This window comes from Erythrobacter sp. S57(2025) (genome assembly GCF_057365055.1).
This window is the reverse complement of sequence record NZ_CP200299.1, coordinates 525158-541473: the sequence shown is the minus strand read 5'-3', so window position 1 is coordinate 541473 and position 16316 is coordinate 525158. Positions and strand designations below refer to the sequence as shown.

General features: G+C 54.5%; 12 protein-coding genes. All 12 read right to left on the bottom strand.

Going from position 1 to position 16316, the window contains the following annotated elements:
* Positions 1-13 precede the first annotated feature (13 nt).
* The 12 genes from AC0V6N_RS02515 to AC0V6N_RS02460 all read right to left on the bottom strand — a co-directional run bounded on the left by AC0V6N_RS02515 (position 14) and on the right by AC0V6N_RS02460 (position 16252).
* On the bottom strand, positions 14-820 hold the full coding sequence (locus tag AC0V6N_RS02515) for a carbohydrate ABC transporter permease (RefSeq protein WP_486170018.1): 807 nt from the start codon (positions 818-820) through the stop codon (positions 14-16).
* Positions 817-1692 carry a carbohydrate ABC transporter permease gene (locus tag AC0V6N_RS02510; protein ID WP_486170017.1) on the bottom strand — a complete coding sequence of 292 codons (876 nt, stop codon included), beginning with the start codon at positions 1690-1692 and terminating at the stop codon, positions 817-819. The genes AC0V6N_RS02515 and AC0V6N_RS02510 overlap by 4 nt, the downstream gene beginning before the upstream one ends.
* Positions 1692-2762, bottom strand: a complete 1071-nt coding sequence (locus AC0V6N_RS02505; protein WP_486170016.1) for an ABC transporter ATP-binding protein — start codon at positions 2760-2762, stop codon at positions 1692-1694. The genes AC0V6N_RS02510 and AC0V6N_RS02505 overlap by 1 nt, the downstream gene beginning before the upstream one ends.
* A 2-nt stretch (positions 2763-2764) precedes the next feature.
* Entirely contained in the window at positions 2765-3862 is a 1098-nt protein-coding gene (locus tag AC0V6N_RS02500) for an ABC transporter ATP-binding protein (RefSeq protein ID WP_486170015.1), read from the bottom strand.
* A gap of 311 nt (positions 3863-4173) precedes the next feature.
* The gene (locus AC0V6N_RS02495) at positions 4174-5205 is read right to left on the bottom strand and encodes a PfkB family carbohydrate kinase (protein WP_486170014.1); all 1032 of its coding nucleotides are present in this window, start codon (positions 5203-5205) and stop codon (positions 4174-4176) included.
* 39 nt (positions 5206-5244) lie between these two features.
* On the bottom strand, positions 5245-5997 hold the full coding sequence (locus AC0V6N_RS02490) for an SDR family NAD(P)-dependent oxidoreductase (protein ID WP_486170013.1): 753 nt from the start codon (positions 5995-5997) through the stop codon (positions 5245-5247).
* Positions 5998-6027: 30 nt separating this feature from the next.
* On the bottom strand, positions 6028-7302 hold the full coding sequence (locus AC0V6N_RS02485) for an MFS transporter (RefSeq protein ID WP_486170012.1): 1275 nt from the start codon (positions 7300-7302) through the stop codon (positions 6028-6030).
* Between the two features lie 4 nt (positions 7303-7306).
* Positions 7307-7669, bottom strand: a complete 363-nt coding sequence (locus tag AC0V6N_RS02480) for a cupin domain-containing protein (protein ID WP_486170011.1) — start codon at positions 7667-7669, stop codon at positions 7307-7309.
* Positions 7670-7675: 6 nt separating this feature from the next.
* Entirely contained in the window at positions 7676-9856 is a 2181-nt protein-coding gene (locus AC0V6N_RS02475) for an alginate lyase family protein (RefSeq protein ID WP_486170010.1), read from the bottom strand.
* Positions 9853-12123, bottom strand: a complete 2271-nt coding sequence (locus AC0V6N_RS02470) for a polysaccharide lyase 6 family protein (protein WP_486170009.1) — start codon at positions 12121-12123, stop codon at positions 9853-9855. The genes AC0V6N_RS02475 and AC0V6N_RS02470 overlap by 4 nt, the downstream gene beginning before the upstream one ends.
* A 108-nt stretch (positions 12124-12231) precedes the next feature.
* Positions 12232-12972, bottom strand: a complete 741-nt coding sequence (locus AC0V6N_RS02465) for a FadR/GntR family transcriptional regulator (protein ID WP_486170008.1) — start codon at positions 12970-12972, stop codon at positions 12232-12234.
* Between the two features lie 124 nt (positions 12973-13096).
* A complete protein-coding gene (locus AC0V6N_RS02460) occupies positions 13097-16252 on the bottom strand; it encodes a TonB-dependent receptor (RefSeq protein WP_486170007.1) in 3156 nt (1051 codons plus the stop codon).
* Positions 16253-16316: the final 64 nt, after the last annotated feature.

Here is a 16316-nt window from a genome sequence, read left to right as displayed (position 1 = left end):
CAGTGCCTCCCCATCAAACTCTGCCCAACGCGAAGCCTTTGGCGATGTAGCCGCGCACAAAGTAGATCACGATCGCACCCGGTATGATTGTCAATACGCCCGCCGCCGCCAGCACGCCCCAGTCAAGGCCAGAGGCGGAAACTGTGCGGGTCATGATCGCGGTGATTGGTTTTGCGTCCACGCTTGTCAGCGTCCGGCTGAGGAGCAACTCGACCCAACTGAACATAAAGCAGAAGAATGCAGCGACGCCGATACCAGGCGCGATCATCGGCACAAAAATGCGAGTGAAGAAACGCGTGAAGCCATAGCCATCGATAAAGGCAGTCTCGTCAATCTCGCGGGGTACGCCGCGCATGAAACCTTCCAAAATCCACACCGCAAGCGGTACATTGAATAGACAATGAGCCAGCGCGACCGCGATATGCGTGTCGAACAGGTTCACGCTCGAGTAGAGCTGGAAGAATGGGAGCGCAAACACCGCTGGCGGCGCCATGCGATTGGTCAGCAACCAAAAAAACAAGTGGTTGTCACCCATGAAGCGGTAGCGGCTAAACGCATAGGCAGCCGGCAGTGCGACAACCAGCGAAATGACCGTATTTAGCGCCACATAGATGAAGCTATTCACATAGCCCATATACCAAGATGGATCGGTAAGTATGGTGCGATAGTTCGCCAGCGTGAAATCGTCCGGGAACAGAGTGAATGTGCCCAAAATCTCCGCATTGGATTTGAAGCTCATATTGAGCAGCCAGTAGATCGGCACCAGCAAGAACAATAGGTAAGCGACCATGATCAAGGTCGAAGGGCGCAAGAGCTTCATGCCGAACTCTCTGCTTTGTCGCCTGTGATCATCACAGTGTAAAACACATATGAGATCAGCAGTATCACAAGGAAATACATCAGCGAGAATGCCGCTGCTGGCCCTAGGTCAAACTGGCCGAGCGCCATCTTCACAAGGTCAATCGAAAGGAAGGTCGTCGCGTTACCCGGCCCTCCTCCAGTCAGCACGAACGGTTCTGTGTAGATCATGAAACTGTCCATAAATCGCAGCAACACAGCGATAATCAGGACGCCCCGCATCTTGGGCAATTCAATGAATCGAAAAATGCTCCACCTGTTTGCCTGATCGATCTTGGCGGCCTGATAATATGCGGGAGGAATGGAGCGGAGACCCGCATAAGTCAGTAGAGCGACGAGCGAAGTCCAATGCCAGACGTCCATCACAATTACGATCATCCAAGCATCAAGCGCGTTTTGCGCATAGTTGAATGAGATTCCTAATTCAGCGAGTGTCCTGCCCAGCAGACCGATATCTTCGCGCCCAAACACCTGCCAGATTGTCCCCACAACATTATATGGGATCAACAACGGCAGCGCCATCAGCACCAAACACATAGATGCCATCTTGCCCTTTTTCGGCATCGCCAAGGCGACCAGAATGCCCAGCGGGATCTCGATCAGCAAGATGATTGAGGAAAATAGCAATTGCCTCCCCAACGCATCCCATAGGCGTTCGGATCTAAGCAATTCGCGGTACCATTCCAGTCCAACCCAGAAAAACTCATTTCCGCCAAAACTATCCTGAAACGAATAGTTCACGACCGTCATCATCGGGATGATCGAAGAGAATGCGACGAGAACTAGCACTGGCAATACTAGCAGCCATGCGCGTTGATTGGGCGTCTTTTCCATCAGCCCCCCTCCACTCGCCATTCGTCACAAAAAACGTTCAGTTTTGCTGGTTCGAGTGCGATCTTCGTCATGTCGGCTTCGATCTCAGTACCGGCATCCAAAGTGATGTTCATCTCAGTGCCGAACACGCTTGCGTTGACGAATTTCTGACGACCCGCATCCTGCACACGATTGATGCTTACGGGCAGGCCATCGCCCTTTGTAAGACGGACGAATTCCGGCCTTATGCCAAGCGACACAGCGCCTGCGATAATGCCAAAGTCCCGCATTAAATCGACCACCTGCCCACCGATCCTGGCCTCGCGCCCTTCGACTGAAGCTGGCAAAAAGTTCATGCCCGGAGATCCAATGAAATATCCGACAAAAGAGTGCGCGGGCGTTTCGAACAGCTCACGAGGCGTGCCAATCTGCAGCACGCGGCCCTCGTGCATAACCACCACTTTTTCTGCAAAAGTCAGCGCCTCCGTCTGGTCATGCGTAACGTAGATCATTGTATGCCCAAATTCGCGGTGAAGCGATTTGAGCTGAGTGCGCAACTCCCATTTTAAATGCGGGTCGATAACCGTCAGCGGTTCATCAAAAAGGATCGCGTTGACATCGTCGCGTACGACGCCGCGCCCCAGTGATATCTTCTGTTTAAGGTCCGCTGTCAGCCCGCGCGCTTTCTTGTGCAGGTGCGCCTCCAGACCAATCATCGCCGCCACCTGATCAACCCTGCTCGCAATCTGGACTGCACCCTGTCCACGATTGTGCAAGGGAAAGGCAAGATTCTGCGCTACCGTCATCGTGTCATAGACCACGGGAAACTGGAATACCTGCGCAATATTGCGCGCAGCAGTCGAAGCGTGCGTCACATCACGATCATCGAATAGTATTCGCCCACGCGTCGGCTGGAGCAAACCTGACATGATATTGAGCAAAGTCGTTTTGCCGCAGCCGCTAGGACCTAGAAGCGCATAAGCGTGGCCGTCTTCCCATTGATGATGCACTTCCTTCAGCGCAAAATCGCCCTCGGATTGCGGGTTTGCCAAGTAAGAATGGGCGAGGTTTTCTAGTGTGATTGAGGCCATGTTTACCCGCTTACCTCTGCCAGTTGACCACGCTGGCCTCCGGCCAACCTCCCGCTATGATCGAAGTATAGAATTTCACTCGGGCGCACGCTCACTGGAACGATTTGGCCGGCATCGATTGCTGGCAAACCGGGGACAAGAGCGATCCAACGTTCGCCTTGTGCTTCCACATGTACATAGGTCTCTGACCCGGTCAGCTCAGTGACAACAACCTTCGCTTCAAATACAATGTCACCCGCATCGACGGAGCCGACTTTCAGATGATGCGCGCGAAAACCTGCACGATAATCGCCATCAGGCATTGGGCCGCCTTCATCCTCGATCGGCGCGATCTGGCCGTTGGCAAACGCGGCGGTCGAACCGTTTTTTGAAACTGGGAGAAAGTTCATCGGCGGGTCGGAATAAACGCTGGCAGTGATCTGATCGATGGGACGTCTGTAGACATCGGTAGATAGCCCGAACTGCGTGACACGCCCTTCCCACAAGGTAGCTGTGTTCCCACCTAGCAACAGGGCTTCTTCAGGTTCGGTAGTCGCATAGACGAAAATGCTGCCCGATGCGGCAAACAGACGCGGGATTTCGATCCTCAATTCTTCGCGCAGCTTGTAATCGAGATTAGCCAGAGGTTCATCCATGAAGACCAGCCCAACATCCTTCACCAAAGCTCGCGCAATAGCGCAGCGTTGCTGTTGGCCCCCGGAAATCTCGCTTGGTTTGCGATCTAGCAGTTCTTTCAGTTGGAGCAGCTGAGCCATTTCGAGCACTTTGGCATCGATCTCTTGGCGCGATTTTCCTTGCAGTTTGAGCGGAGAAGCGATGTTCTCATATACGCTCATCGAAGGGTAATTCACGAATTGCTGGTAAACCATTGCGACATTGCGATCCTGCACACGCAGACCCGTCACATCACGCCCCTCCCAATAGATCTTGCCCGTATCAGGCCGATCCAGCCCGGCCATCAACCGCATTAGTGACGTCTTGCCCGACAATGTCGGCCCTAGCAGGACATTCATTGTCCCTTTTTGCAGCTCGATATCAATCGGATGGATATGTGTCTCGCCATCCACCGACTTGGAGACGCCTTCCAAGCGCAAGCTCACAATGCGTAGCCTTGGATTGGGCGTTTGGATGCGACGGGTGGCTCTTGATAGCGCATCCGACCCTTAAAGAGCGTATTTTGGACAGCGTCAAAACGCCAGTGCTCCAGAGCGTGGATTTCCCCACGCTTTTTGCCCGCACAAATTGCGTTCAGGTGGTCGAGCGATCGTCAATCAATTCGCGAGCAACGCAGCGCTCGAACAATTCCTGCTCGCGCGAAGTGTTGTCATTGGCGAGGAGCGGTGCGGTATTCTGACAAGCCGCGCGAGCTCCTCCTAATTCAAGTTTGAGCGAAACCGGTTCCACGGCTCGGCTACCTCTGGACTCGGCCAGAACCATCGCCGCTCATCAGCTTTTCGACCTCAGGCACGCTCACGCGGTTAAAGTCGCCCAGGATTGAGTGTTTGAGGCAGCTGGCAGCGACTGCAAATTCGAGGCTTTGCTGGCGGTCTTCATAAGCGTTGAGGCCGTAGATGAGCGCAGAGGCAAAGCTGTCCCCGCCGCCGACGCGGTCGACAATATCGGTCATCTCAAACCGGCGCGACAGCTTAAAGCCGCCTTCGCGTGTGCGTAGGCAAGCAGACCAGCCATTGCGATCCGCGCTGAAACTTTCGCGAAGAGTGATCGCGATTGTGCTCATTTCCGGATAGATTTCGAGAACCTTGGCAGACAGGGCCTCATACTTCGCTGTATCGAGTTCGCCGCTTTCAACGTCCACATCGACACTAATGTCGAGTGACTTTTGGCAATCTTCTTCATTGGCGATGCCAACATCGACATATTTGACCAACTCACGCATCACCTCTGGCGCGGTCTTCCCATACTTCCAAAGCTTGCCGCGATAATTGAAGTCGCACGAGACAATGACGCCCGCAGCCTTCGCTGCCTTGACGCATTCGAGGCTGAGATCAGCCGCCGATTGGCTGAGTGCAGGGGTAATACCAGTGATGTGCAGCCATTTCGCGCCCTCGAAGATCGAAGGCCAATCAAAATCACCCGGTCCCGCCTCGCAAATCGACGAGCGATTGCGGTCATAGACCACCTTGGAGGGGCGCTGGTTGGCGCCCGTTTCAAGGTAGTAAATGCCTACCCGCTCACCACTGCGCCGGACATTGGATGTATCGACACCAAAGTAACGCAGCTCCCTAATGGCAGCTTCACCAATGTCATTGTCGGGAAGCGCGCTTACGAAGCCTGCATCAAAGCCATAATTGCTAAGAGCGACAGCGACATTCGCCTCGCCCCCGCCAAATGTGGCTTCGAAGCCGGGTGATTGGAAAAAACGTTCATTGCCCGGAGTCTTAAGCCGGAGCATGATTTCGCCGAAGGATAGGAACTTAGCCATGGGGAGGAGCCTTGGTTCTTTGTGTTGATCAGATTGGATTTACGAGAATGCGAGACCGCCATTGATGTCAATATTCGCGCCCGTGATGAAGGAAGCTTCGTCCGAGGCGAGATAAGCAACAAGATCAGCAGTTTCTGTGGCAATGCCCTGACGACGCAGTGGTGTGGAATTGGCCACATTTTCACGCGCAGCATCGGGTGTGAACGTGTCGTGGAATGACGTCGCGATCATACCGGGGCATAGCGCATTGACGCGGATACCTTGGGGTCCGAGCTCTTTGGCGAGCCCCCGGGTAAAGGTCATTACAGCGCCCTTTGACGTCGCATAGGCAATCGCGCCGCCTCCGCCGCCATCACGGCCCGCAAGACTTGCAAGATTAACGATCGCAGCACCTTCGCTCATAAATGGCACAGCGGCCTTACAAGCAAGGAAGGTCGAGGTTGTATTGAGCTGCATGACGAAGTTGAAGAATTCCTCGTCCATCTCTTCCAGTTTTTTACGCGCGACAAGTCCGCCCGCATTGTTGACGAGGATGTCGATGCTATCGCCAAAGGCCTCGCGCGTCGCAGCAATCAGCGCGTCAACATCCGCGGCTTTGGTGACGTCTGCTTTAACTTTGATACCCTTGCCGCCTACGGCTTCAATCGCTTTGAGTGCAGCATCAGCATCGGCTTCGTTGCTGTTGTAGTTTACGACAACGCTCGCGCCTTCGCTTGCGAGTTTGACACAAACCGCGCGGCCAATATCGCGGCTTCCGCCTGTGACTACGGCCACTTTGCCTGCAAATTTCATGTGTTTGTTCCCCTTTAGAACGGTGCGGCCTTAGGCCGATTTCGGTTTGAGTGGTTTGATTTCTGGGCACAGAACTAGGATCGACACAACGGTCATAATCGCCAGGCCTGCACCAACTAGGAAGGCGGGTGTGTAGCTGTTGACTGTGATAACAGGGATCAGGAAGTTGAGCCCGACGACAGCAAGCTTTGCAGCAGTGCCCGCAAAGCCGGCAAGCGAGCCGACAGACTTACCGCTGTAAAAATCGCTGGGCAGAGTTTGAATGTTACCAATAGCGGTCTGGAACCCAAACAAGATCACGCCCATGATAAGCACTGCGGTGAGCGGCGTGCTTGCCTGAGTGGTCATCAACAGCGAGACCAACATGATAACGCCGCCAAGCGTGATAACCGTTTTGCGAGTGCGATTGACAGTCCAGCCCGCTTTCAAGCGATTGCCGGCAAGCAACCCGCCGAACCATGCACCAAACATCGCGCCAACATACGGGATCCACGCATAGACCGCGATTTCCTCTACGCCGAAGCCATAGGTGTTGAGGAGATAGATCGGCAACCAACCTACAAACAACCACCAGATAGGATCGATGAAGAAGCTGGCGAGGATAACGCCCCAGCTTTCCTTGCGGCTCAATATCTCACCGCTTGTAGGAGCGTAGTCTGCAACCTCATTGGTCTCGACATTGCGTTGACCTGTTAAGATGTATTCGCGCTCTTCTTCGCTGATCCATGGGTGAGCATCAGGACCGCTTTTGTAGACAATGACCCAAGGGATCAGCCACAGAAAACCAAGTACACCGATTGCGACAAAGGTTGCCTGCCAGCTGCCCAGAAAGACGAATAGCAGGCCAATAATGGGCGCGGAAACAATGCCACCAATTGCAGCGCCTGAGTTGAAAATGCCTTGCGCCAATGCACGCTCGTTGATCGGGAACCACTCAGCATTTGCCTTCGTGGCGCCCGGCCAGTTGCCCGCTTCTGAAACGCCCAAGATAGCGCGGAAAATCGCAAAGCTGACCAAGCCGCGCGCAAAGGCATGGAGGATAGTTGCGGCCGACCAGACAACAATCGACAGGATGAAGCCGAGCCGCGTGCCTATCCAATCAAAAATCTTGCCAAAGATCGTCTGACCAAAAGCATAGGCGAAGGTGAAGACATTGAGGATAATAGCATAATCATACTCGGTAAGCTCCAGCTCCTTAGAAATCTCAGGCCATAAGAAACCAAGCGCCCCGCGGTCGATGTAGTTGATGATGGTGGCCAACGCGACGAGGCCAACAATCCAGAAACGCAAATTGCCTTTGATCACAGCGTTAGCCCTCCAGCCCAAGAAAGTCTTCGCGTAGCGGGCTGAACGTGTCGATCAGCACTCCTGCTTCAAGGCACACTGCGCCATGGTCCAGGTGCGGTGCGATGTAGAAGCTGTCGCCTGCATTGAGCACGCGCTTTTCACCGTCAATGAAGACTTCAAATGATCCGCTTTCGACATAGGTGGATTGGCTATGACGGTGCGAATGCACTTCGCCCACGGCCCCCTTATCGAACCATACGCGCACGATCATAATTTCAGGGCCGTAGCCCAGGATCTGGCGGGCTATCCCCTCGCCTAAATCCTCTTTCGGCGTTTCCTTCGCGACCACGAAGGGCGAGCTTTGCGCGTCCATTACCGTTGCCATTGTTAGCTATCCTCTTTCCGAAAGCGCGATCACACCTGCAAAACCGCTCCAAGCGATCGTCTCGCCATCGAGCGTAACGCTATGCGCTCGCTCAGGATCGGAAATGTGGGATACTGCAATCGCAAAACGCTGCCCTGATTTCAGGGTCAGACGTACGATATCCATGCCGTCGACGCGGCTGTGAGTAAGGTCTGCAATACGCGAACGGCTCTGCACAGTCTGTTCGGCAGCACCATCGTAAAAGCCATGCGTTTCGAGCACGCTGGCAAAATGCGTTTCGCCTTCACCTCGCGCTCTGAGCATGATGAGCGGTTCACGGCGTAGGTTGAAATTGGGGTCTGTCGCCCCGCTTTCCCCCAGCACCACGTCCATCGCGCCATTGCCGGTGAAGTGGTAACTGTAAAAGCGACCATCATTGATCCATGTCAGCGCGCCGTGCCCTTCGGCTAGTTCACCTTGCGCATCGACCCAAATATGCTGGTAGCCATTGTCCGCACCCAAAACCGGGCGTTCACCTGCATTGCTTTGCACATCGAAGTTGAACTCCATGATGTGGCCGGAATAATGCAGCGGCAGGTCGTAACGATGCGCATCGTCACTGACAGCGCTCATCAGATCAAGAACCAGCGGCGTTTCCAGACCGTCAATCTGAGGCATCACCAATGTGCGGCGCATGGTTACGCCAGTATAGGCGCTGTCGATCTCCGCACTGGAAACCTGAAGCGCCTGCGCATCAGAGTAGTAAAGCTGCGTGGGCCAATATTGATCCGCTACCCGGCGGTCGCCGCCAAAGTGGCTTGTTTCGTCCACCACCAACGTATTGTGCGCCACGCTGGATTTGGCCCAAGTGGTGTTTTCAGGGAGGTAGATCCCGCCCTCTTTTGCCTCAATATTCAAGAACCGAGCCGCGCCATAGTCGCGCACGATCTCATTCCCATTGTCGTAAAGCTGCCAGGCAAGCTTATCAAAATGGCCGTGACCAAACCCTTGGCTGGTGTTCTTTGAAATGAGAACTGTACCCGGTTCACCCACTTCATTCGGATCGCCTTGACGCAGGACCGCAACCGCGCCCCAATCACCGTCAGGACCGTCGCGCAAGAGCAAGGACCGGAACGGGAATGGCTCCGCCAGACCTGCATCCAGATCGCGCGCCAGTGTCATGCCGTTTTGGCTCAGGACAGTGCGCCCTTGATACTGCGCTATAGACAGCAAAGCAGGATCGCGCGTCAGCCCATAAGCTATTGCAACCCCATGATAAAGCTCATCGGTACGCAGGCTTTTGTCCCTGATCGCATCATTGAACGGGAAGAAATAACCCCGATAGCTTTGCTGAATCGTCATCCGTAGCGCTTTAAGCAAGATCGCATCGCGATGCTCAAAGATGCGGCGATCCGGGTCATTGCGCTCAATCGCGTCGGCAAACACCATAAAGGGCATCAGAGCATAGCGCTGATAATAGGGCCCTTCGGTGTAATATCCGTCTGGGGAAAAGAGCAGCTCGGTCTGGCGAATAAAGCCGGTCTCGCCCGATTTATCACTGCCGAGCAGAGCGCGGTCGACCATATCCTGATCGCCTAGCAGATAGCCGGTCATACCAACACCGGCGGTAGCCCAAGTCGCATGATTGTGAATGCGATCAAAAGTAGCTTGGCTTTCCACTGAAAGAAAATGCGCTGCCCGGCGGAAGACATCATCGTCGATCCGTGCGCGGGTTTCTGCAGAAAGCGTATCGCGGATTTCGCCATAGGCCTGAACCGAATGAACCAGCCACACCGCATCATTGAGCACTTGCCAGAAAATCCGACCCGGGTTCTGATTGCGCCGCGCCGGATGATCTTCCAGCGTCGGATACAGCTGAGCATATTCGAGCAGCATATCGCGAATGTAGTGCGCATACGCCTCTTCACCGGTAATCCGATAAAGCTGGCCTGCCAGATACATCGCGCGGTAATTGCGTTTGTGCTGTTCGTGGGTGTACCCGCCGCCCGGATCGGAGGGCACAGGCACAACCAGCCCCTGAGCCATCATCGTGTCGACAAAGGCCTTTGACCGATCAAGTTCAGAGGCAAAGAGCGATGGCAATGCCTGCGCAGCCTCAGCGCTGTGTTCGCTATGCGCCTCAGCCGCGAATGGCTGCGCAGTGGCGGCGAAGGCAAAGGCCGACAGCAGCAGAGTTGGACGTTTCATTCGCCATCCCCTTCCGCAAAGACATTTCCTGAAACATCAGCGCGATGTTCACCGTCATAGTTCAATTCTTCGAGCACCAATTGCGGCGTGCCTGCGAATTGATTGTTGGTGATAGATGTGTCGGGCGTGCCGACTGTATGGACCACACGAACTGGCGCAGAGCCCACCACCTGATTGCGCGATACGTCTGCGATCTGGACACCATGCAAGTTGAGCGATGCGCCCGAACCATTAGTCGCCGCCATGCCGCTTTCCGCGATACGGTTGCCCGCAAAGGTCACAAACGGACCAAATGTACTTTCATCGCGGCCTCCGCGATACACATCCGCGATGGGGCCACCGATATTGGCAAAGTCACTGTTGGAGATGTCTAGATACTCGACATTGTATTGGCCAAAGTCTTCTGTCTCAGCAGTCGCCGAAACCACTGCACCTGTAATGTCGATAAAGCGGCTGTTGCGAATGTCTACCCGGTCCGCAAGCGAGCTTTTGCCGAGTGTCAGGACATTGAACGACTTGTTCACGACAAGATTTTGAACGGTCACGTTGTCCATCTCGACCATTAGATTGGACTTGATTGGATAGGTCGTGGTGCGGATCATTGAATTACCAACCGAGTCCGGAGCAAGAGCGCCGTCAATCGTTAGATTGGCCAGTTGCAGATTGCCGCCCTCGCGTAGCTCAAAAAGAGTTGGCCGCGTGAAGAAGATGGTTGGCGGTGCAGCGCCTTCGTCAAAAGCTCCGCGCACCGTTAGGGCAACTCCAAGAGGGATCGAACGGTCGACCGTGTATTCGCCACTGCCCAAAAGCAGCACATCACCATCGCTGGCCGCCATCGCTGCCTCTGCCAGAGTGCCCTCACCCGGCTCAACATGGGTCACGTTGCCGGAAGTGCCAAACGCACCTTCATTGCCAGGCTTAGGATACCAAGACACGCCAACTTGCGCGAGAGTCACTGGCGTCAGATCACGTGGCGCACCAAGGTGAGTAAGCTCTGGATCAACAGGGTAAAGCAGACCATTTTCAGCCCGCTCCAGCTCAACTCCCGCTTGCACGAAGCTCTCTAGCTCATCCGCAACACCGCCTTGTGCGACGCGATTATCTGAGAACGACACACCAGAAATGTCGTCATAGACTTCGAGGAAGCTCTCACCTTCAAGGCCGCCCATCAGATTGCGGGCAAAGGTGCTGTTGGATGGCGGTGCTGAGCGTTCCTCATCCGCACCCACATTGAATGCAACGCGCCGACTATCTACGATCGTGTTGCCCTCAATCCGCGCATTCTCAACTTCGACATAGCGATTGACTGGCGAATTAGGCACGCCGTTCATTATCGCTAGCGCGCTAGAGAACGCCTCTCCACGCAAGCCTTCCATGTAATTGCCGCGGACCGTCTGGCCGCGATTGATGACGCGAATGCCACCAGTATAGTCCTTGCCCTCACCCAAGAAGACATTGCGCTCCACCACATTGTCATCACCGTGCCGCAAAGTCAGTGTGCCACGTGAACGCAGGAAAACATTGCCACGAAAGATATTGCCCGCCGATTTAGAAGAAATGATCTCAACTTCGCCATCGGTGCGGTCAAAGACATTGTTCTCAACCAATGTGTCAGAGCGATGCATAGAATAGCGGCTTGTGCCGATCCGCAGCGTCTCGCCACCATTGGAGCCGAGCACAGGTCGTGGACCAAAGTAATTGTGGTCAATTCGGTGATTGTTCTCGCGGCTTTCTTCACTGTCGAGCCGGACCGCCAATGTTACACCTTTATTGGTTTTGCCAACCATGTGATTATGATCAAAGCGGTTGTTCCGACCGTATATGCCAACCCAATAATCGGATTCGTAGCGGTCGGGCTTGCTGAAATTGTCGATCACAACTTCGGTGACGCGCGAATTGCTGGCGATGTCCTGCTTCGTCCGGCGGAAGGAGACAACCTCGCCGCGCGGGCTGTATCCGTCGCGAAAGACAAGACCGCTCACGATGATATGCTGCCCACCAATGCGCAGGCTGGACTGGCCGGTCAGAATGACTTTGCCAGCCTCCTCGGAAGTGAGAGTGATTGGCGCATTTGCGCGGCCCTGCCCGGTGATGACTAGATCAAAGTCTCGCCATTCGCCGTTGGCAAGAACGATGACATCGCCCGCCTCAACATCCTCCAAGACATCAGCATATTCGCTCTGGTTTTGTACGAAATAGCGCTCAGCGAATGCAGGCGTGGCAGCGAGCCACGCGGCAATCAACACAAGGCACAGCCTCGTAAGCATCCCAAGCACTCCCCTCTTCCGTTCTCTCATGGCCAACTATAGGCGCGAGTCTTCCAGTGTCAATCAATCTGGCATGTCATTGAGGGGTTTTTTGTATTACCAATTTGGTCAGGCAATCTTCGTGGCGGCCGTGAAGCGCGCTCGGCTTTTCGAAGCCTTCTCCTGCACTTCTTCCAAAGCCATTCGCTCCGTCGCATCCAGCATGGCCTCGATCAAGCGGTGGAAATGCTCACGCATTGCTGCACGTGCGCCCGCAGGGTCCCGATCACGCAGAGCGAAGAAGATCGCCTCGTGCTCTGCGGTGCGAGAATCTGCATCATGGACACACACGGCTTCATATGTGGCCTTCACCTCAGGCAGCTCTTCACGCATGCGCCAAAGCGACTGAACGGTGTGAACCATGGCCGCGTTATTGGACGATTCTGCGATCGTACGGTGAAACTCCTGATCGGCCTCGTTCGCGGCCTGCTCATCTCCGCTGCGCATCTTTTCGATCAGCTCAGACAAGCGCTGCACTGCCTCATCAGTAATGTTGTGCGCTGCAAGCGCCGCCGTTTCAGATTCCACAAGCAGGCGAGCCTCAGTCACTTCGAAAGCGCTAGCACTAGGCAGAGCTGTGAGTTCACCGGGCTGAGTTTCGCTGACGTAGACGCCGGATCCTGTCTTGATCTCAAGCCGTCCTACGGCCTGCAAGGCAATCTCAGCTTCGCGAATGGTGACACGGCTGACATTAAGACGTTCGGCAAGCTCGCGTTCCCCCGGCAACCTTGTCCCAGGAGGAAAGGCACCATCATCGATTAGGCCCGCAATTTGCTCGGCCACAGATTGGAAAAGTCGCTTGCCGCTCATACTAAATCTCTGCCGTCCTTTCGCTTACCTCACCCGTTAGTTCTATTCTCATGTAGCCCGCAAGGGGCAGCTGTCAAAAAGGCGGGACACCATCGACCCCTCGTACGATGGTGCCCCTAACTGATCAGAACCGTGCCCTGATGCCTGCGAAGTAACGCGGGCCATAGACCTGGATCGCACCAAAATCGTCCGGCGCACCGCGGAAGTTGGTCCGCGGTTCATTGAACAGGTTGATGCCTTCAACGGTGAAGCGCAGGTTGCGATTGATGGTCCAAGACATACGCGCCTCAAACACGCCTACGTCATCCACGTAGCGAATGCGGCCCGGTGTCGAGACGAACTGCTGGAAGTAGTCGCTGCGATACTTGTAAACGCCTTGGAAATCGAAATCGCCGATCTCGTAATAAACCTGGCCAGAGAACACATGCTCTGAAAAGCCGAACAGGTTGGACGGCGGGATCAGGCCATTCGTGACTGTGGTCGTGCCATCGCTATTGACGGTAGTGAGCGCGCCGAGCGTATCGTCTTCAAACTCAAAGTTCGAATCTGCGTAGTTGTAGCTCAACTTGAAGCCTAGCCCATCCAACGGCGCAGGCAGATAGCTGAAACGGTGCGCTGCGGTGATTTCGATACCTGCAATTGTGCTGGTGTCTTGTGTCGTTTGCACCTGCGTTACCAGCAGGTCGACGCTTTGACCGGCAATTGTGAAAGGCTCGAACTGGCCAACGGTTTCAAAACCGCCATTAAAGCTCTTGTAGTATGCGTTGAACGCGAGGATCGTATCCTCATTCGGATACCACTCAATACCAGCATCGACGTTCCACGAAAGCAGTGGCTCGGTCGCCGGGTTACCGGTCGCCGTTACCTGATCAATGCCGCCGCTCAGAGCGTCAATCGCGGTCGAAAATTCATCATTGTTGGTGCTGAAGAACCGACCATTGCCAAGGCTGGATGGATCCGGACGAGACAGCGAGCGATACACCGCAAAACGTCCGAGCAATTCAGGTTGGAATTCCGCCACGAGATTGAAGCTCGGGAGGAACTCTGTGTAGGAATTTTCGAACACATTAGAGACCAATGAGGAGTTATCCTGCACCAGAACGAATTCACCAGTATCGGTTGGATCCAGCGGATCGCCCGGTGTGAAATCAACGTTCAGCGCTGCGCGAAATCCCCGTGAACGCACTGAGGTGTCAACCACGCGCACACCGACATTACCTCGAATTGGCATTTCGCCAAGCTGGCTATCGAAGTCCGCCTGGACATAGCCGGCCCAAGTCCGTTCCATCACGTCTGTGTTCTGGATCGAGTCAAATTCACCCGTAGGGAAAATTGGCCGACCGTCGGCATCAAACGAGAGACCCGATGGATCTTCACGCTCGAGAACCTGGGCGATGCACAGCGCATCAAAAGTTGCGAAAGTGTTGGATGTGCTGAGCACATTTCCATCAAGATCAACGTTGGTAATCAGCGGGTTACCACCCGAAACCGATGAGAGGAAACCAAATTCAGGGAAAGGTGTCCGACACTCTTGGTTGGCGACGAACAACGCGCCGCTACCGTCAGTGTCGTTGTAGGTATTTTCAAAGCGGCTGGTACCATTCTGAGCGCCAGGAACATCACGATAGATCAGTTCTTGGTAACGCGTACCGGCTTGGAAGAGACTAAAGAAACCGTCAGCTTCGTATGCGACATCGCCGCGTACAGCCCAAATGCTGTTGAAACGGTCTTGTTCAAGATCGGCACGCAGGCGCGGATCGTTCGCGAACAGTGTGTAGTCAGTCACATCAAAGTTTTGCGTGACAAAGTTCAGACCCTGCGAACCATTTTGGCGTATCAGGACCGCTGTTTCGACCCGGTCATCGGTGCCGTTGGTGCGACCAGCGTTCGGTGTCTGATCGCTTTCAAATGCTTCTGGGAAGAAGGGGTTGCCGTCTGCATCAGTGTTGCCAAAAATGCTTTCGCCGTCTTCTGTACGGAAACGGATTTGCACCGCCTCTTCAGTACGCTGAGTTTGCGAGTAAGAGGCGTCGAGTGAGATCGTCAGGCGATCTGCTGGACGAAAATCGATCGACAGACCACCACCGTAATACTCTTCGTCACGCTCAAGATACTCACTTACAGCTTCAATGCGCTGCTCGTTAGTGAACTGACGCAGCGCGCCACTCTCAGTGACGATGAGATCAAAGCCTTCAATTCGGTTGGGATCACCCGGACCGTCGATCCGGCGACCTTCCGCAAAGTTCAGGTCAGAACGCTGCTCACGGAACAGGCGGCTCGAATATTGGAAGTCAGCATTGATATCGACATCCGGGCTCGGCTGATACTGGATCGCACCGAAGAAAGCATCACGCGTATCGTCCGTAATGTTTGACCGCAGCGCGTAACTGTTGCGCGCAATCAAGAAGGGCAGATCGACGCTGCCATCACGCAGACCAGCGATCGTACTACCGCTTGTGTCGCAATTGCCATCATCAAAGACACCATCGCTGGTGGTGCTTGGATCAATTACGCAAGCACGGATCGTGTTAGAAACGTTGGCCTCTTGCTCTGGGTTGGTGGTTTCGCTGCGCTGGTAGCCAAGCGAAATACCGAATTCGCCATCGCCCACGTCGAATGTGTCAACATAGCTGAGCGTGCCGCGATAGCCGATATCCTGAAAGCGCTGATCAGAATCAATGTCGAGGTTATCGGGGTTTGCGTTGAGTTTTATTTCACCTTGAATGCGCTGACGACCAAGGTCGATCGGGCGAATCGTTTCCAGAACGATTTGACCAGCAACACCGCCCTCGATGTAGCTAGCAGCCTGCGTCTTGTAGATGCCAACTTTGCTGAACAGCTCAGAAGGGAATTGGCTGAAGTTGACTGAACGGTCACCACTACCATTGGTTGCGACACGGCCATTGATGACTGTGGAACCAAGGAAAGGACCAAGGCCGCGAATCGAAATCTCGGTTGCCCCGCCCTGCTCACGGTGCGAACCTGCGCCAGTCAGAGTTTCAAGCGCCTCACCAATTGACAGCGCTGGAAGATCGCCAATTTCGTCAGCCGACAGCGCATCGAACACTTCTGTTGAGTTACGCTTTTCATTAATTGAGTTTTGAATCGTCTGCCGGATACCGGTCACAACGATATCACCGGGCTGTGCTTCCTCAGCGACGTCAACCGGCTCTTCTTGAGCCAGCGCGGGCGTTGCCAAACTGGCAGCCCCAGCCAGAAGAACAGTAGAAAGTGAAATGCGTGAAGAAGCGCTGCGCAGCGCTGCGTGAATTGCCATCATACCCCTCCCAAAAGGTTTTTTCTCTGACGCAAGGCTTAGTGCCGAGGAAATCGATGTCAACATA